This is a genomic window from Fulvivirga ligni, assembly GCF_021389935.1.
GTDB lineage: Bacteria > Bacteroidota > Bacteroidia > Cytophagales > Cyclobacteriaceae > Fulvivirga > Fulvivirga ligni.
The window spans coordinates 5,911,140-5,929,985 of sequence record NZ_CP089979.1 but is presented as its reverse complement, the minus strand read 5'-3'; the positions used below and the strand labels follow the sequence as shown (position 1 = coordinate 5,929,985).

16 protein-coding genes are annotated in these 18,846 nt (G+C 38.1%); 2 read left to right on the top strand and 14 right to left on the bottom strand.

Features of this window, described 5'->3' with window-relative positions; all coding sequences use genetic code 11:
- Positions 1-26: 26 nt before the first annotated feature.
- Together LVD16_RS25190 and LVD16_RS25185 are read left to right on the top strand one after the other, a co-directional pair.
- Entirely contained in the window at positions 27-542 is a 516-nt protein-coding gene (locus LVD16_RS25190) for a YfiR family protein (protein ID WP_233771066.1), read from the top strand.
- A 1-nt stretch (position 543) separates the two neighbouring features.
- A complete protein-coding gene (locus LVD16_RS25185; RefSeq protein ID WP_233771065.1) occupies positions 544-1,413 on the top strand; it encodes a hypothetical protein in 870 nt (289 codons plus the stop codon).
- A 6-nt stretch (positions 1,414-1,419) separates the two neighbouring features.
- On the opposite strand, the gene LVD16_RS25180 is transcribed toward LVD16_RS25185, so the two are convergent.
- The 14 genes from LVD16_RS25180 to LVD16_RS25115 form a co-directional block, all read right to left on the bottom strand.
- A complete protein-coding gene (locus LVD16_RS25180; protein ID WP_233771064.1) occupies positions 1,420-3,795 on the bottom strand; it encodes a penicillin-binding protein 1A in 2,376 nt (791 codons plus the stop codon).
- A 2-nt stretch (positions 3,796-3,797) separates the two neighbouring features.
- Positions 3,798-6,239 carry a leucine-rich repeat domain-containing protein gene (locus tag LVD16_RS25175; protein WP_233771063.1) on the bottom strand — a complete coding sequence of 814 codons (2,442 nt, stop codon included), beginning with the start codon at positions 6,237-6,239 and terminating at the stop codon, positions 3,798-3,800.
- Positions 6,226-7,065 (bottom strand): hypothetical protein, encoded by an 840-nt coding sequence (locus tag LVD16_RS25170; RefSeq protein ID WP_233771062.1) that lies wholly within the window; start codon positions 7,063-7,065, stop codon positions 6,226-6,228. The genes LVD16_RS25175 and LVD16_RS25170 overlap by 14 nt, the downstream gene beginning before the upstream one ends.
- The gene (locus LVD16_RS25165; RefSeq protein WP_233771061.1) at positions 7,062-7,637 is read right to left on the bottom strand and encodes a hypothetical protein; all 576 of its coding nucleotides are present in this window, start codon (positions 7,635-7,637) and stop codon (positions 7,062-7,064) included. The genes LVD16_RS25170 and LVD16_RS25165 overlap by 4 nt, the downstream gene beginning before the upstream one ends.
- A gap of 29 nt (positions 7,638-7,666) precedes the next feature.
- Complete coding sequence (locus tag LVD16_RS25160) at positions 7,667-8,218, bottom strand: nucleoid-structuring protein H-NS (RefSeq protein WP_233771060.1); 552 nt, start codon at positions 8,216-8,218, stop codon at positions 7,667-7,669.
- 195 nt (positions 8,219-8,413) lie between these two features.
- Positions 8,414-9,316 (bottom strand): Cbp1 family collagen-binding glycoprotein adhesin, encoded by a 903-nt coding sequence (locus LVD16_RS25155; RefSeq protein ID WP_233771059.1) that lies wholly within the window; start codon positions 9,314-9,316, stop codon positions 8,414-8,416.
- Between the two features lie 68 nt (positions 9,317-9,384).
- Complete coding sequence (locus LVD16_RS25150) at positions 9,385-9,825, bottom strand: response regulator (RefSeq protein WP_233771058.1); 441 nt, start codon at positions 9,823-9,825, stop codon at positions 9,385-9,387.
- A gap of 189 nt (positions 9,826-10,014) precedes the next feature.
- Complete coding sequence (locus LVD16_RS25145; protein WP_233771057.1) at positions 10,015-11,376, bottom strand: sigma-54-dependent transcriptional regulator; 1,362 nt, start codon at positions 11,374-11,376, stop codon at positions 10,015-10,017.
- Positions 11,377-11,434: 58 nt separating this feature from the next.
- Complete coding sequence (locus LVD16_RS25140) at positions 11,435-11,908, bottom strand: response regulator (protein WP_233771056.1); 474 nt, start codon at positions 11,906-11,908, stop codon at positions 11,435-11,437.
- 6 nt (positions 11,909-11,914) lie between these two features.
- Positions 11,915-14,500 carry an ATP-binding protein gene (locus tag LVD16_RS25135; protein ID WP_233771055.1) on the bottom strand — a complete coding sequence of 862 codons (2,586 nt, stop codon included), beginning with the start codon at positions 14,498-14,500 and terminating at the stop codon, positions 11,915-11,917.
- 209 nt (positions 14,501-14,709) lie between these two features.
- Positions 14,710-15,405, bottom strand: a complete 696-nt coding sequence (locus LVD16_RS25130; protein WP_233771054.1) for a phosphoadenylyl-sulfate reductase — start codon at positions 15,403-15,405, stop codon at positions 14,710-14,712.
- Entirely contained in the window at positions 15,359-15,955 is a 597-nt protein-coding gene (locus LVD16_RS25125; protein WP_233771053.1) for a precorrin-2 dehydrogenase/sirohydrochlorin ferrochelatase family protein, read from the bottom strand. The genes LVD16_RS25130 and LVD16_RS25125 overlap by 47 nt, the downstream gene beginning before the upstream one ends.
- Before the next feature lies 1 nt (position 15,956).
- On the bottom strand, positions 15,957-16,706 hold the full coding sequence (gene cobA, locus LVD16_RS25120) for a uroporphyrinogen-III C-methyltransferase (RefSeq protein WP_233771052.1): 750 nt from the start codon (positions 16,704-16,706) through the stop codon (positions 15,957-15,959).
- On the bottom strand, positions 16,703-18,838 hold the full coding sequence (locus LVD16_RS25115; RefSeq protein ID WP_233771051.1) for a ferredoxin-like domain-containing protein: 2,136 nt from the start codon (positions 18,836-18,838) through the stop codon (positions 16,703-16,705). Before LVD16_RS25115 ends, cobA begins: the two co-directional genes overlap by 4 nt.
- Positions 18,839-18,846: the final 8 nt, after the last annotated feature.

Sequence of the window (18,846 nt, the reverse complement as noted above, 5' to 3'; positions counted from 1 at the left end):
ACATATTAGGATCCAAGACCCGTTTTTTGAGGGTCGCACTGCTTATGGTGCTGCTGGTGTCTACTGCCTTTAGTAAGACGGAAGCTCCTGATATCAATGCTAAGGTAAAGGCTATCTTCCTTTATAATTTCTCCAAGTATATAGAATGGCCGTCTAATATGGCTTCTGGTAATTTTAAAGTCGCTGTGTATGGTGACTACCCTGCTTTGGTAGCTGAGCTTCAGCAAATGGCCAGGCAAAAGACCAGAGGTGCTCAAAAATTTGAAATCGTAGTTTATAATAGTTTAAATGATTTGAAGGCTTGTCATATGCTTTATGTGACGGATTCAAGAAGTGATGAATTGCCCCATATTATCAAGGAAGTAAATGAAGCAAACACATTGGTGGTATCAGATAATAGGGGAGCGATTAATAAGGGTGCGGGAATTAACTTTTTCTATGAAAATAATAAGCAAAAGTTTGAAATAAGTCCAACAAACTTATCAGGACATGGTCTGAAAGTAAGTGATCAATTAACAATATTAGCTAAGGTGGTGAACTAATATGAGATATGTAATTTACATATTGTTTTTCTTTTTATCTGTGAGTTCTTTCGCACAGACTAACCCGCTTAGTCGTGCACTGAAGCTATATCAGGGTGCAAGCCTGGAAGAGGCTAAAGCTGTGATTGATTCGGTGCTTATGCAAGATGCTTATCAAGAGCAGGTAGTAGCTTATTATTTAAAAGGATTTATCTATAAAGATTTATATAAAGCTTCTGAAGGGACGAATGTGTCATTAAGATCTGAGTCAATAGCTGCTTTTGTGAGAGTGACTGAACTGGATATGGATGGTAAGTACACTCAGGAGACGCAACAAAACCTAAAATACCTGGCCACCACGTATTACAATGATGCTATGCGTGAAATCAGGTTAAAAGGCTTCTCTGATGCGGAGGCTAACTTTAATGAATTTGCTAAGCTCGTTGAGCTGCTCAAAGACCCAAGCTTTACACTATCACCTAGCAGCGATCAGTTTTATCTGGCATTAGGTCTGGGTTATGCCGATGATGAAGTGCTACAGAGTGACACTAGTAGCTTTAGGAAAGCCGAGGCGGCATTTAAGAAGGTGCTAGCAAGAGATTCATTGAACATGCTAGCCAATTATAGCTTAGGTGTTCTATATTACAATGAGGCAGTTAATAGAATTGACGGATTAAGCTTCGATGAAGAATTAACTTCATTTGATCAGTTTGAGGACCGCACTATATCTCTATTTAAAGATGCTCTGCCTTACATGCAAACTGCCTATAATCTTAATCCTAAGGACGTAAATGTGGTAGAAGGACTTGCCGGTATTTACAATAGTTTAAGGGACTTTGATCGATATGATCGATATATCGCTGAATTAAGAGCATTGGAAAAAGAAGAATAAGAACCTTTAGTTCTTTTTCTTCTTTTTGAATATGTTTCCAATCTTATCGAAGATGTTTTTCTTTTCTTCTTTCTGTTCTACAGCTGGTTCCTCTCCGAAAGTTGTTTTCTTTTCTTCTTCATCTTCCTTCTTTTTACCAAACAACCATTCCATAAATTGCTTGTCTTCCTTTTCAGGATCACATTGTAAGTATCTTTCTAGTCTACCAGGAAGAGGAGCGAATTTCGCATAACCTATAGACCTTAATGCCTTATCATCCTGAATTTTATCTAAGGTCTTGGCCACAATGGGAAGAGCCATGCTGGCACCTGATCCCAGGGCAGTGCTATTGAAATGAACTCCAGGGTTATCCGCGCCCACCCATGTACCGATCACAATTTCAGGATTATAGCCAATGAACCAGCCATCAGCGTTAGATTGGGTAGTACCTGTTTTACCAGCAAGCTCATTCGTCATCTTGTATTTCCATCGATAACGACCAGCCGTGCCCTCATTAACTACGGCCTGTAGTAAGGAATTCATCATCATGGAGGTTTCTTTGGTCATTACCCTTCTTGGGTTGCGCTCATTCTTTACCTCTTGAAGTACTTTCCCTTTTCTATCAGTAATCTTAGTGATGAACCTTGGTTTTACTGCATACCCGCCATTAGCAAAAGTACAATAGGCTGTCACCATCTCCAGTAATGATACATCTGCAGTTCCTAAGGCGATAGAAGGCACCTCCGGAAGCTCACTGCTGATTCCCGCATGATGGGCTAGGTCTATGGTGTTTTCGATGCCTGCCTGCTCCAATACTTTTACAGATACCGTGTTTACTGAATGTGCCAGCGCACCTTTGAAAGTATATTTTTTATCATATTCATCGGCACTTGCATTTCCTGGTGACCAATCAGAAAGGTTGGTATAGGTAGTTCGCTCTCCCGATATATATTCACATGGATCAGTACCTGATTCCAAAGCGGCCGCATACACAAAAGGTTTGAAAGTAGACCCTACTTGCCTTTTCGTATCAATTTTCACATGGTCATACTGATAGAATTCATAATTTATACCACCTACCCAGGCTTGAATGTCACCGTTTTTAGGATTCATTGCCAGGGTGCCGCTTTGTAAAACTGTGAGGTTGTATTTGATAGAGTCTATTGGAGACATCTTCACTTCTTTTTCACCTTCCCAACTGAAGAGTTTCATTGGCACTGGTAATGAAAGGCTATCCATAATTTGCTTCTCCTTAAGCCCTTTGCTGGAGAGTTGCTTATACCTTGAACTACTTTTAATGGCAGTCTGTAGTAGATCTTTATGCTTGTTCCATGGATTACCAGTGTTCCAGTGATTAGTGAAAGTCTTTTGCAACTCCTTCATATGCGAGGTGGTAGCGGCTTCAGCATATTTTTGCATGGACGCATTGATAGTAGTGTAGATTTTTAATCCGTCAGTATATAGGTTATAGCTTGTGCCGTCCGGCTTAGTGTTATTCTCACACCATTCTTCCATTTCAAGCCTTACATGCTCACGGAAGTAAGTGGCGATGCCGGTATTGTGTGTTATTTTTCTGTAATCTAATTTAAGCGGTCTCTTTTTGTAGTTTTCTAAATCCTCAGCACTGATATAATCATATTTGTTCATTTGGCTGAGTACAGTATTTCTACGTCTCAAGGCATTTTCAGGATAAAGGCGCGGGTTATATGTATAATTGGCCTTTAACATCCCAATCAGAACGGCAGCTTCTTCAATCTTAAGGTACTTTGATTTTTTGTTGAAAAACCTCTTACTGGCCATTTCAATACCAAAAACATTATCTCCGAAGGGAACTGTGTTTAAATATAATGTGAGGATCTGTTTTTTATTATAAATCTCCTCTAGTCGCTGGGCTATGATGGCCTCTTTTGCCTTACTCACAGGAATGGAAAGAAAGCCATGATCTTTTCTTGGAAACAGGTTTTTAGCTAGCTGCTGAGTAATGGTGCTTCCACCGCCGGAGCTCCTGTCAAACAGTAATAATGTTTTGAACAATACTCTAAGAAGGCTTCGATAGTCAACTCCATCATGCTCATAGAAGCGCGCATCTTCTGTGGCTATAAGTGCATCAATAGCATTTTTAGAAATATTATCAAAATCAGTAGCTGTACGCTCTTGTAAATAGAAACGACCTAAAAGCACAGAATCTGCACTGTAAATTTCCGTAGCTACATTGTTTTCTATTTTGGCCAGCGTTTCTTTTTCTGGTATCTGACCAAACAAGCCTAGCTTTACAGAATAGAAAAAAGCTAATAAGAAAAGGCCTACAGCCAGAACGGCTATGAGGCCCCATTTTAGGAAATATCGTAAGTTAAATTTGCTTTGCTTTTTCTTCTTTTGCGTTCTTCTCTTCGCTTTTGCCATAGTTAATAATAAATCACGTTGCAATCAGGATTTGCTTGTTTGAAATCCTCTACGCGGCCACTTGATGTTCGGGTATTGTAACATTTTAGCACTTTAAGGTCCAGATGAGCTATTTCATCCAGGTGCTTTATATTAGTGTTAGAGCAATCTAGCACTTGCAAAGTGGCAAGGTTGTCTAAGTCTCTAAGTCGTTTAATCTGAGTTCCTGCGCAGTTCAATTCTTTCAGATTGTAAAGCTCGCTCAAAGGTCTCAGATCTTCAACGGGAGTGTTAGAAATATCTAAATATTTTAGCTGTTTCAAGTTATGGATTGGCTTCAGATCAGAAATAGGACTCTTGGTAGCCTGTATGATTTCAAGGTCTTTAAATGTACCCAAAACGCTCAGGTCTGAAATGCCTGTACCGCTAAACTTAATTTCTTTTATTCTTACAAAATTGGTCAGTGGTTTCAGGTCACTCACAGCAATGTCATTAAAGCTGATTTTGGTTAAAGCTATAAGCTTATGCAATTGATATTTATCCGGATTGCTACCCAATGATGTCTGAGCAGAGAAAATGTTTTTCCAGTCCTCAGATAAGTCAGTCCACCATGAAGTGAGATAGTCAGACTTGTAAATTACCAATAGATCAGGGTGAATCTGTAAAAATGCCTTTACCTGCTCTTCATTTACTTGGCTGAAATCAACTTCCAATAAACGAAGGCGATTAAGATTTTTAAGGGTATCTAAGCTGGCTAAAGTGGTTCTGTTGGCTTTTAATATTTCTAATTGCTGAAATTTATTGATACTGGAGAAGTCTTCAATTTTAGTGTTAGAGATATCCAGGTATTTCAGATTTCTTAAACCAGAGACCGGAGCCAAACTCTTAACAGCAGTGTTTGAAGCTATGAGCTGCTTTAGTTTTCTAAGCTTACTGAGAGGCTCAATATTATCTATGTAGATATTGTTATCAAAATTAATAGAGTCTATGGCTGTGATCTTGGCTAGTTCCTCTTTAGAAGGCGTTCTCTCGGCTATTGGCACAAACTGCTTAATGATATCCTGCCAGGCTACGCTTAAGTTAGCCCACCAGTTTTTAAGATTATCTGATTCAAATATTACCAGTATGCTGCTGTTAGCAGACATAAATTCGTTAGCATCTTCTTTTGATATGTTGGTGCTGTCGCAATATACTCTCTCAAGAGTTTTTATAGCGCTTAAAGGTGAAAGGTTATCAATAGTAGTGTAATTGATAGATAGCACCTTGAGCTGAGGTAAAGTTTGTAGAGGTGTTAAGTTATACACCGGAGTGCTATCAGCCTTTAAAATTTCAAGCTTGGGTAATGAACCTATAGGGCCGAAATTATCAATATTGGTGGCCGTAACATTTAATTCAGCAAGGGCTTGTAGACCTGACAGGCTGCTCATCTCCATCATAGATGTTTTGGCAACATCAAGAACTTGTAACTGCTTGGCACCAGCTAATGGACTGAAATCAGTTACTGATGTGTGATTAATAATGAAATTTTGAAGCTTGGGTAATCTGGCTACCACACTAATATCGGTAAGCGGAGTGTGATGAGCTTGTAAATATTTTAAAGTGCTGGCATATTTTAAAGCTTCCAAGGTAGTAATTTGAGTATTCGAAACGTTAAGTTCTTCAAGCTTAGTAAGGTTTCTGATTGGTTTAAGATCAGAAATATTGGTTTTAGATATGTCCAGTCTTTTCAGATTATTCAGAGCGGATAATGGCTCTATATTGGTAATATACTTATTGCCTGATATATCCAGTTCGTCAATTTGGGTAATATTTTTAATGTCGCTATCTGTGGCTGTTTGTACTATTCCAGCCTTTCTCTTGAAGATAGCCTTCCATTCATAGCTTAGTGCATTCCACCATTTAGCCAGTGCTTCTTTCTGGTTCAATGGGTTGGTGTATAAGCTAACTATTTTAAGATCCTGAGCCTCAGGGTCAAGATTAACTTCGATAAAACGTTTTTTTACATTGTTTACAGAGTCTCCTTCCAGGGATGATCCTTTCAGATTACGAGTCATAGTAACTTTGAAGAATAGCTCTCCATTATCATTGATATAATGGCTGATGTCTTCAATGTTGAAATCAAACTTTACATTCTTAAAAAAGAAGTCGATGTCTTTCAGGTAGGCCTGTACATCTTTGTTAGTGATTACATCTCTTTCCTCATCCAGGTCATCTTCTACCTGTACTTTGGCATCTCTGAATATTTTGGTGTAGCTCTGATTAATGATTACATCTTTATCACGAGCGGATGTAGATTGATCCCCCAGGGTGTTGAGTACGTATTCGAGGAAGTTTACTATTTCAGTTACTTTTTCCTCATACTGCTCTACCTGTTCTTCTTCTACCTTTTGCTGAGAAAAACTTATATGGGTAAATCCTGATAATAGTATTACCAGGATTATGGATGTCAATTTACTTATCTTCATAATAGATATACTTTTCCAATAGGTCTTTATCCTTGTTTGCTACTTTAACCAGGTTAGACATGAGCCAGCCTGTGTTATAGCCAGGACGATTGAATTCTGAAAGCTCAAAATACCAACCATTTAACTGGAAGAAGTGAAATTTTACGTTTTGTATTGTTTTAAACTTAAGATTGCCTTTTTTTATTTCATACAAAAATAAAGTGAGGTAATCTGGTTTGTAGTCGTTAGCGGTGAATTGGCTTACATTGGATTTATTCTCACCAAGAGCTTTGCGCAGATTCATAAAATCCAGCTCATGACTTAGTGGATGAAGAAATTTATCGTGTCTTGAAGTATCCTTTTTGATATAATCTCTAAATACTTCTGCATACACCTTAAATATGCCCCATTTGTAGCCCTGGCTCTCGCTTTCTAGTTTCATAAACAAAACCACAGGTACATCCTTACCTTCATAAGAAAAGGTAGTATGAACCTCTGAAAACCAGTTTCCGCCATGGAAGTCTAATGTTTGTGCTGTAGTTTTTTCAGTTACGCTGCTGATAAATTCCTGCTTTAGCTCAGACTTGATACCTCGGTTTTGAGAGTCGAAAAGGATACTGATATATTTTTGTCTCAGTTTAGGATCACGATATTGACGATCTTTAGGATAATACCTATCTCCTTTCTCATCTTCCTCACCGTTAAATCTTCTAAAGAATTGATTTACCTGTTTGGTTTCAGCGTAAAGCTTACTTTCATCATCCATATCACTCACAAGCTGAGCTTGTGAGTGTATAGATGAAAATATTAATGCACAATATATGATACTCTTTAAGAATGATCTCATGCTGTAGTTTCAGTCACTCTGATGTCACCTAGTAGTACATCCCAGAATTCGATAGTTCTACCAGAAATTTGAGTTTGCTTTCTTTCTACGTAGATAGTGATATCCTTTTTAGTGGTGTCTTTGTATTCCATACCATCATCTGAAGTACCTTCAAATCTTTGATACACAGTAACTACACCCACATATCTTCCGTCAGGCTGACGCTCAAGGTCACTGATGTAGTGAATGTCATACCACTTAATTTTTACACGGTCATAGTTCAATGCCATCAATCTTTCAAAGTACTTTCTGATTTTGAAATAATTGATATCATCTGAGCTTAATGAAGAAACGCCGATCTCACTGTCTGCAGTGAATAGTTCTTCTGCTCTGTCCATCACTCGGTTAGCTTCAGAAAACGGAGTTTCTTTATTACCAATGATGCTGATATATTTACTAAGGTCTCTTACTTTCTCTAAAGCTAAAGAGTCTATGGCTTGCTTTCTTTCAGGGCTTATGTCATCGTTCTGAGCATAGATATTGCCTATGGCAAAAAAGAAAAGTACAGCGGTGATTATTTTATATTTGTTCATAGTATTTTAATTAACGTTCTGATCTTCAATTATTTCACTAATTCAACTTCTTTAATCTTTCCAGAAGCGTCATACTGAAGATCGCTTATCTTATTCATATTTTTCTTCTGGTCTTTCAGGTAGTTTAGATATTCCTTAATGGTAGTAGGTTTATCATAATCTTTTTGAGAACCAGACTGACTGATAACTATCAGAACAGGTACATCCGGAGATGCGAATAAGGATAAAGCTTCGTTAATGCTACTATTTGCTGATGATGTAGAAGAAGCATTGGCTATAGCATCGAAGTAGTTTCTAAGACGGTTTTCAGGTGCGTTAGCAGCTGCAGCAGCCTCAGCTTCAGCTCTTGCTTTTTCTCTGGCTAGTCTTTCTTCTTCGGCTCTTCTTCTTTCTGCTTCAAGTTGTCTCTCTTTGGCCTCTTGCTCCATTTTTGCCTTTTCTGCTTCAGCATCAGAGATATCTCCTGCTTGCTTTTTACTCTTACAGCCGGCACCAAACATCATAAGAAATGCTACTAAAGCCATTAACATGTAGCGTGAATAATGGTGAGAAGAGTTACTCTCAGATCTAGAGTGTATCATAGTTAAGTTTTTAAGATTTTTGATTATTAGTTTTACTTGTAAAAAGTGTGCCAGTTTTAGCAAATGCCTTAATAGCAAAATTAAAGCATGTTAAGTGTTAATAACCGCATATTGTGGAATTTATTATACACATACTATAATAGAAGGGCTCTTAGAAAAGAGCCCTTCTATGGTATTTAACAGGTTTGTACTGACTTAGTTAACCTTTACTACAAGATATTTAGATGAATTCCAGAATTTAGCTGGGTCTAAGATTACAAGTTTTTCAATCTGATCGTTTTCATTCCAAGCTAATTCGTAAGAATCCTTAGGGTGTGCAGTTACTAATTCTAATTTTTTAGCAAATACAGGTATACTGTTAGTTTTAGTGATGTCTATTTTACTAAATGCTTTGTTGTTCGCATTAGCTTTTAACTTTTCAGTAGATCCTATACCTAATACACCACCTTCTTTAGTAATTACATCTTCGTCTTCAAGGTCCTTTTTAGTACCTATTGCCACGTATGCAGTGTTTAAAGACTCAGTTTGATTCTCGATAGTTTTAGTTTGGTTCGCTATTAAATCAGACTGCTTGGTGTTTGTAGTTGACAATGTATCTACAGTATAAGTTAAGTTAGTTACATTCTCTGTCAACTGCTCTTTTTCGATATTAAGCTTCTCTAAATCTTCTTTCATAGTAGAGATCTCACCATCTTTTTGCTTAATTCTATAGTTAAGATTTGCTACCATCTTTTTAAACTCAGCACTGCTAGTATTTAACTTATTTTGCAATTCATCCATTTTGGTTCTGTTTTCAGCCATCAATGTGTTGATTGCTTTGATGTCATTTACTACAGCTTGCTTAGCATCACCTTCTTGATATTCTACATTGTCTGTTGCACTTAGGTTAATCTTATCCTCTCTAGATTTGATTTCCTTTAAGTTAGCTTCAATCTCGTTGAAAGTTTTCATGTAGTTTTCAAGCTCTACACTAAGCTCTTGCTTTTCTGTAGAAAGTGATTGATTGGCAGAAGTTAACTCATCTACCTTCTTTTGATTACAAGCCACAAATGCTGGGGCTATTAATAGTACTGCTATATATCTTTTAATCGTTTTCATATTAAATAATTAATTGTTTTAGTTGATTGAATTAATGCTTTCAGTTGGGAGCATTATTGCCCTTTGATTTATATGTAAGAGTCTAAAATTTTTTCCCTTACTGCCCTCCGCATAGTAGCGGAAAGTCTGAAAAATGTCGTTTCGTCTTTGGTTATGTACTCATATATTCCGCTTTGAAAAAGCTTAATAGTAACGTCTTGGTTGTTTTGTCCTGAAACTATTATCACTTTAGTGTTTCTCCAGTTATCTTTTATTGCGTTCAATAAAGTCATGCCTGGAAACGGAATATCACCTGCGTCATCTTCTAAGTAATAGTCGAGTAAAATGATATCGACGTCCTTATCTGTAAGTTCAAGACATTCCTGGGCTGACAGATAATGGTTAATCTTAAGATCTAAACTGTTGGCTCCTTTAGAAAACTCGTTTTCAACATGTTTTTTAAGTGCTTCGGCGTAGAAAATATCATCCTCAACTATCGCTACCTTTATTTCTTTTTTTACTACATCCATTCATTTTAACATCATGCGTTGTCAATTATGCAATGTATAATGCCAACGAAATGCCAAAATGAAAAATAAAGTTAACTATTTGATTTTCAGGCATTTAATTTTTTGATGTAAGCCAAAAACGTTTTCACTTTGACAAGTTTTGTTAAAATGAAAATGTTTTAAGCCTGGTATGTGCGGTGGAATAATGAATTATTCATCATCATCATCATCGGGTTTTTCATTCTTTAAAACCCGGTAAATAGTAGAATAGCCAATGTCTAACTCTTTGGCTGCATCTTTAATATTATCCTTATGCTTTTTGAGATAAAGCTTAATAATTCTATTAGTATGTTCTTTTAAGGTTAGGCCATCCGTAGGTGGGTCGTACAGTTCTTCGTTATTACTGAAATTGATATCGTCTTCAGTAATTTCTCCACTGTTTGACATAACCACAGCGAGCTCCACTACAGATTTTAGCTCGCGAACATTTCCAGGATAGGTGTAGTTCAAGAGTTTTTTCTGAGCCTTGTTGCTTAATATTGGTGCCTCCTTATCATTTTCACTGCAAAAGTTCTCGATGAAATACTTCGCTAAGATGATAATGTCTTTATCTCGTTGCCTCAGAGGGGGTATATCGATGGTAAGCCCGAAGAGTCTAAAGTAAAGGTCTTCTCTGAATTTTCCGTTTTTAACTTCCTGAAGCAGGTTTCTATGTGTAGCTACAATAATACGGCAGTCGATCTTAAGGGTTTTGTTGCTACCTACTCTGGTCACTTCTTTTTCCTGTAGCACCCTTAGTAGCTTGGCTTGAAGGGTAAGGTCCATCTCACCGATCTCATCCAAAAATAAAGTGCCCTTGTCAGCTTCTTCAAACTTTCCTATCCTTTGATAATTGGCTCCCGTAAATGAGCCTTTTTCATGCCCAAAAAGTTCACTTTCAATCAGCTCCTTAGGGATAGCTGCTACGTTGACAGGCACAAACGGATTTTTCTTTCTGGCTGAATTATAATGAATAGCCTTGGCTACTAATTCTTTTCCGGTTCCCGTTTCACCTGTGATAGTAACGCTGATATTATTACTTACAGCTTTTTCAATAAGGCCGAAGACTTTCTTGATACTGTCACTACTGCCGATAATTGAATTTTCAAAGCTGTATTTTTTCTGAACTTCCTCTTGAAGATTTTCAACTCGGGCTTGTAATGAGGCCTGTTTCCTGATATTGTTAACAGTATTCAGAAGCTTATCTCTGATGTTTTTTGACTTTACGATATAGTCATAAGCACCTAGATTAAGCAGGTTTACAGCGGTTTCTATCTTTTCCTGCTCAGAAACTATAATTACCTCAATGGAAGGATTGAATTCTTTGATTTTCTGTAAAACAGCTTCGCCTTCCATATCAGGCAGGCGATAGTCTAAAGTGACTACATGAGGATTTTTGTCTAGCTCCTTTAATAAGGACTTGGCGCTGTCGAACTTTTTTATTTCGTAATCCGGATTGAGGGCAAGGTTATGAGCGAGAAGTTCTCTGTACCACTCATCATCTTCCACTATATACACCAAAAATTTAGACATTCTTATTCTTTAGGCATTTTACAGCTTTAAAAATAAGCGAATTATTAATCTGGAAAAATTATGCGATACCAATATTCCCTCTCAAGACCATACTCTTCAAATTTTTGTAGAAATTATCATCTTTTTTAAGGAAACCGCTGGCTCCAAATTTCACAAATTCATCTTCGAAGTTTTCCCATTCATGCTTCTGAGACATGACTATGGTGTTTATCTTATCATTATGATGCTGGATTTTCTCAAGTACATCATAGCCGGTAAGGATAATATCATTGTTCTCATCCAAATAGAAATCCAGAATAACAAAATCCGGATTTTCTCTCATATGAGAAACACAGGTGGCGCCATCAGTAAAGCCGCTGATTTCAGGGTGAAACCCATTCTCTTTAGCTATCTTTCTGAGGTAGCTTATCACCAGTTTGTTGAAATATTCATCATCATCCACTACAAAAAATTTAATTACTTTTTGTGTGTCAATTTGCGTTAGAACTGATTCTTCTGTTTTTGAGTTGGTTTCTTTCTTAATGCTATCCATGGTATTTTAGGCTAACGGTTCAGATTCCTTCTGCTTGGCGATCTCACTCTTAATGTGCGGTAAGATTACCTGATAAAGGCTCTTTACTTCTTCTAATAACCTTTGAATCTCATTAAAGTTCTCCTCATTTTCAGATTTAGTTTCTATCTTTTTTAAGATAGTTACTAGCTCCTGAAAACCCAGATGTCGGGTAGGAGGAATCATCTTATGGGCTTTGCTTCCGGCTTTCTTAATGTCTTGCTGAGCAACGGCAGATTCCATCTGTTCAAGGTCTGCAGAAAAGTTTTTGATGTATATCTCCAGCATATTCACTACAAAGTTCGGATCTCCATCGGCCAACTCATACAAGTCTGTGAGGTCTAGTGAATTGGTGCCCTTTGTTTCTGCAGAATTCTCATTATCGTCTGCGGTGGCTTTATCACCTGTTCCAAGAACCGCAACTATGGTATTGTAAAGTTCTTTTTGGGTAAATGGTTTCAGAAGGCAATCATCCATACCTGCTTGCAGACATTCATTTGCTTCTTCCTGAGAGGTGGCCGCGGTAAGGGCAATGATAGTAGTACGTTCTCCAGTTTCGATGGACCGGATTTTACGCACTGCTTCTACGCCACTCATTTCTGGCATTTGCATATCCATGAAAATGAGGTCGAACTTATCTTGCTTGAAAGCTTCTATGGCATCTTTTCCTGAATTCAGTAATGTTCCTTGTATTTGCCATTTGTCAAAAATTACACTGATCAGTTCCAGGTTGTATTCCTGATCATCTACCACCATGATTTTGCAGCCTCGTACTGCTGAAGTATCCAAGTTAGATTTCTTGGTATGGCTTAGATCCTGACTGGTGCCTACCTTATAATTAAGATGGATGATAAAAGAAGTGCCTTCGCCTACTTTGCTTCTTACGCTTATATCTCCACCTATTTGTTTAATGATTTTCTTAACGATAGAAAGACCAAGTCCTGTGCCACCATACTTTCGGGTAACGCTGCTGTCTACCTGAGAGAAATCTTTGAAAATCGAGCCCAGCTTATGTTCTGGAATGCCAATACCGGAGTCCTTAACCATTAACTCAATAAAGCAAACATTCTCCTCGGTGCTCAAATGTTTTATCTCAATATCTATCTGCCCATCTTCTGTAAATTTGATGGCGTTACTTACCAGATTAATAAGTATTTGCTCAAAGCGAACAGGGTCACCCACGAGTATTTCAGGTATTTCAGGATCGATCACACTGTTGATCTGGAGCTGTTTTTTGGCTAGCTGTACTTCGAATGAGGCAATGATATTCGCAATGCTTTCTCTCATTCTAAAGCCTATGCTCTCCATGGAAAGCTTGCCAGACTCTAGCTTGGCGTAATCTAAAATGTCATTAATCAATCTTAGCAGGTGGCTGCCAGATCTTTGAATGCTGTTTAGGTATTGATGTTGGTCCTTTTGTAGTGGTGTGCTGGCCAGCTGCTCAGTAAAACCTATAATAGAGTTGAGAGGCGTTCTTATCTCATGACTCATATTAGATAAAAACTCTTCTTTTACTCTGGCCAGCTTTTCAGCATTATCCTTAGCCTTTCGCAGACGATCCTTATTTTTTTGATTTCTGGCAATGTCATTGAAGATGATAAAAAGTAGAAACGCAAATATTCCCAGAGTGATAAACCAGGTGATTGTGATGAAATTAGTGGCTCGGTCGGTGGCTTTTTCTGCAGTTTGAGCTCTATTAATAGACGCTTTCTTTTCTCGCTCTTCAAACTGAGCGGCCAGCTTTCGTACTTTGCGCATCACCTGTTCGTCCTGAATGGTGAGCTTTAGTTCCTGAGCCTTGATGGCCTGCAGGTTCTGATTTTCTTCTCTTCCAATCTGGCTAATCAGATTACCGATGTCTTTAGAACTGATATCTTTTCCGGTATTTTTAGTTATGGGTGCCTCTACTTTTTTATAAACTGTATCAGGCGAATTTTTAGGCTTTGCCGCTATTGTTGTTTCAATGTCTTCATCTTCTTTCTCATCATTTGGGCTGTTTTTGCCAAATAGCCTTTGAAACCATGATCTGTTCTCAGCTGGTTCAGGAGTTTCAGGTATATCTACTTTTTTTATCCTATCGTAGCCTACATCGCTAAGGTCATAATCGTCTATGCTTATCATCTCCGGTACAGAATCTCTGTCACGAAGTAATTCAATATTTGCCAACACCCGCTGTAAAACCTTATCAGTATCCTGATCTTTTTTGATGTCAATCAACTGCTTCATTATCAGGTACTTTTCTCCGATAAGCGACTCTATTGAATCGGCCAGTTTCATTTGTTCTTTACTCTTAATGGCAGAGTAAAGATTCTTCATATTATTATCAAAAGAGGCCGCTGATTCGTAGAAAGGAATCAGGTTTTCTGAGTTTTGAGTAATGGTGTAGGTCCTTACACTACTTTCTGCATTTGATAGGTCAGAAAGAATATCTTCCAGATAGGCGAGCTTAACATTGGGGCTCGATTCTTTTTTAATAGAAATGATTAACTGTGTAAGGGTGTTCCTTCCCACAAAGCCTACCAGTGTTAATGCTATCAAGGCAAAAACAAAAACCAGGATAATCTTCCCTTTCATGAATGTAGTATTATTTCAGTAGCTCTTGCACAAGAAGCTGTACTGATGCGTTTTAGTTCAAAAGTAGATGTTGTGCAGTGAAAAATAAAAGCAAATCTTCTACCAATTCATAGCACATCTTTACCGTCGGTGAATAATTTGTGTCCGGGGCATAGTGTTTCAGCCAGTGGAACTCACCTACTTTTTTAACAGAAAGGAATTGCTTTAGTTTAGACGTGCAGGCCGCACTCTGTTTTGTTGAGATTAGCCCATCTGCCATCTCTGCCTTTGCCTTTTTTAGTACAGTGGCTGCAGCCGACAGAATCATAACCTTTCTCTACTAAAGGGTGAGAAGGTAGTTCGTAAATAAGCTTGTAAAGATCTACATCTTCTGCCGTCATATCAAGCATAGGATAAAACTTAATGATGTCCTGCTTTTGCTCGAAGATATTTAAAGATTGCCGGTTAGCATTTTGGTGAGCCATAAGACCAGAAACCCAGAAAGAATGTTGCGCTTTTATTCTGTTAAGAGGTTCTACTTTATTAATGAAGCAGCACAGGTCTTGATTTTGAAGATAAGTTTGATTCTCTTTTGTGAACTGGTTTTTGTTTTCCTGAGCGGATACTTCAATGATGTTGAGGTTTAATAACTCCTGCAATTGGTTTTTATAGTCTACCGTTTCCTTAAAATGATAGGACGTGTCTATAAAATGTATAGGCTGCTCTGGTCTCACCTTATGAATAAGGTGAAGCAGAATAGCCGAAGAGCTACCGAACGATGAGGTGATAAGTATTTCCTCGGGATCGTAGTCTTTAAAGAACTTCTCCATTCTTTCCAGTGGAGAAAGTTTAGCGTAAGTAAGATCAGAATCAGTCAAACTATTTGTCAGATCCTTTTGAGGATACCAGTTCTTTTGTGCGCTCATTTAATATTTTTACTTTTTCTGAAAACCCAACACTCAGCTTATTTCTGATTTCGTGCAGGTTTTGAATCAAACTATTGGTTTCATCAGGAAGTATATCTTCAAGTACTTCTCTGAATCTTTTGGCGAACGTGGGAGACTTTCCATTTGTAGAAATGCCCACTTTTAAATCACCTTTGGTTACTGTAGAACCTAAATAGAAATCGCATAGATCAGGCGTATCAGCCACATTAGTTAAAATGCCTTTGATCTTAGCCATTTTGTAGATTTCTGCATTTATCTCTCTTATATCTGTAGCTAATATTAAAAGCTGAATATCGCCATCTAAATCTTCAGGCTGAAATGGCCTTTCAATGAGTTCAATATTCGGTTTAGACTTAGCTATCTCTTTTATTTCTTCATTAATCTCTGTAGCTACCAGCTTTACCCACGCGTCTGGGTTATTCTTTAATAGTGCACCTAACTTTTCCAGGCCAACAGCACCACCACCTACTAAAAGCGTATGTATTTGGTCTATTTTTAGAAATATGGGGAATAGTGTATTGGTGCTCATATTACGCTCTGTTTTGAATGTGAACCGGCTGATAAGTATTGAGATATTCACCTACAGATTCGCCTACTACTATTAGCGCAGGAGCAGGGATATTCTCACTTTTACTCACTATTGTTTCTATGGTGCCTTCCACTACATGGCCCTCAGGTAATGAGCCCTGTGAGATAATGGCTACTGGTAAGTGCTCTTTGCCAAAAGCACTATATAAAGCCACTATTTCTTTAAGTTTTCTTAATCCCATAAAGAATACCACTGTGGCGCTAGATTGTGCCGCCAGGTGAGCATCTTTAGAAAGCTCCCCATTTCGGGTGGTAGCTGTAACTACCCAGAAGCTCTCATTTACGCCTCTGGTAGTCAGCGGTATACCATAATAACCAGGTAGGTTAATGCTGGAAATACCTATCACTACATCGGTTTTTATACCAAAACTTTCTGCAAAGTCCAGTTCTTCTTTACCTCTGGCGAATATAAATGGATCACCACCTTTAAGGCGAACCACATGCTTTCCTTGAAGGGCATGTTCTACGATCAATTGATTGATTTCATCCTGAGTAGAGCTGTGCTTACCAGCTCTTTTGCCCACATGAATTTTCTCACAACTTTTTACCGCATACTGTAGCAATTCTTTATTTACCAAAGCATCATAAAGAATAACATCTGCAGAAGCTATAGCTTTAGCGCCTTTTATGGTGATAAGATCAGGATCTCCCGGTCCGGCACCTACCAATGTTAGTTTTCCCTGGTTTCTCATGCTCTGTATGGGTTAAGTACTTCTTTATCTAAATTACCGGCTTCTATTTGCTGCTTTCTGATATCCAGAACCTGCTGAAAGAACTCATCAGCCTCCGCTAAGTATGACTTAGCAAATTCTTTGGTAGGCTCATTATTGTTTATTTTTAAAACCTGAGCTTCAAAAGTGCTGTTGAGCTTTACCTCACCATTTTCATAGAAGTAAGTATCAAAATCTTTTATAATGCCAATGTGCGTATTACACTTAACGTCTTTGCTTAAAAGAAGAGCTTTAGCACCGATTACCTGTGTGCTGTAGCTGTGGTAAATTGAATCAGCAAAATAGCCTGCTTCAAAAGCCTCTTTGCCTAAGGCAAGCTTTTCTTTTGCATCATTGATGATTGTGCCCACCATGTCATAAGTTACTCCGGCACATTCTCCTGTACCTATTTCAGGAACGAAAGTTTCCGTTTCACCCCAATCCTTATAATCATCTTCAGTGATGGTCTCAAGGTTGGCAAAAGGCTTTAACAGATCATAGAAATATTTCTTTCCTTGTCTGATGTAATAGTCGTTGTAGTACTCTGTATCCTTACCATTATCTTCATAGTCGGTAAGTAGGGTTCTCATGGCATCAGGAATTCTTTTAGTAGGTAGCTTGATTACTTTATCAGCTACAAAACCTTTTCCAGATGCATCTACACCACCACCGATTACAGTCTGTAAAGCAGGAATAACCAGATTACCATTTTTAATAGAGCTGCCATGGAAGCCAATGTTGGCAATCATATGTTGCCCGCATGAGTTCATACAACCACTTATTTTAATATGGATGTCAGAGTCTTTTACCAGGTGGTTAAACTCCTTATAGATCATGTCTTCTAATATTTCTGAAATAGCTGTACTGTTGGTCACACCAAGGTTACAGGTATCAGTACCAGGGCAGGCTGTGATATCAATAATGGTATCGCTACCTGGCTGAGCAAGATCTAAAGTGCTTAATACGTGGTAGATATATGGTAATGATTCTGGTCTGGCAAACTTAAGAATGATGCCTTGGCTGATAGAAATTCTGTAATCGTCAGCCACATAACCTTCTGTAAGTGCTACCAGTTTTCTGGCTTTTTCAGAAGAGATGTTTCCTAAAGGTAACTTGATTTTTATGGCATAGAATCCTTTTTGCTTCTGCTCGAATACGTTAGTGTCTAACCATTCTTGATAAAGTCTTTCATCAGCCGCTGCAAATTCAGGTAAATCTTTTGGTGCAGGTGCTGCTTGTAATTCTTCTGCAAGTTCTACCGGCACTGAATGATTGGCCAATGATTTTTGTACATCATTTACCAATTCCATGAACTTAGCTACTCCTAATCCTCTCTTTTCTTCAATTAAGAACTTCATTCTGGCTTTGAATCGCTTTTCTCTTTCGCCATAGCGATCGAAAACTCTTAAGCCAGCTTCGATGAAAGGAATAATTTTATCTTCTGGTAAGAATTCATAGGCAGTTTCAGCTATGAAAGGCTGTGCTCCTAAGCCACCACCAATCACTACTTTAAATCCTCTCTGCCCATTTTCTATTTTAGGAATAAAACCAAAATCATGGATATATGTGAAGGCTGAATCTTTCTCGCTAGAAGAAAAGGCCATTTTAATTTTTCTTCCCATTTCCTGATTAATAGGATTTCTAAGGAAGTATTGGGTAACAGCTTCAGCATATGGAGACACATCAAATGGCTCATTAGGATCTATACCTGCTATATCAGAAGCAGTTACAGTTCTTACTGTGTTACCACAAGCTTCTTTGGTAGTAACGCCAGTTTCTTCCAGTTTAGCCCACATCTCAGGGGTATCGTCCAGGTGCACATAGTGTAGCTGTATGTTTTGTCTGGTGGTAGCGTGAAGGTTACCGTTAGTGTACTGCTCAGAAAGATCAGCAATACGTACTAGCTGCTCACCAGTAAGTTTTCCGTAAGGTAGCTTGATACGAAACATCTGCACTCCAAGCTGTCTCTGGCCATATACTCCTCGGGCTAATCTAAAAGCCTTGAATCTTTCCTCGTCAATCTGGCCGGTCTTAAAGGCTTCGATCTTAGTTTCTAGTTCACGAATGTCTTTTTGAGCCAGTTGAGATATATTTTCGTTTAATGTTACGCTCATGTTACTTT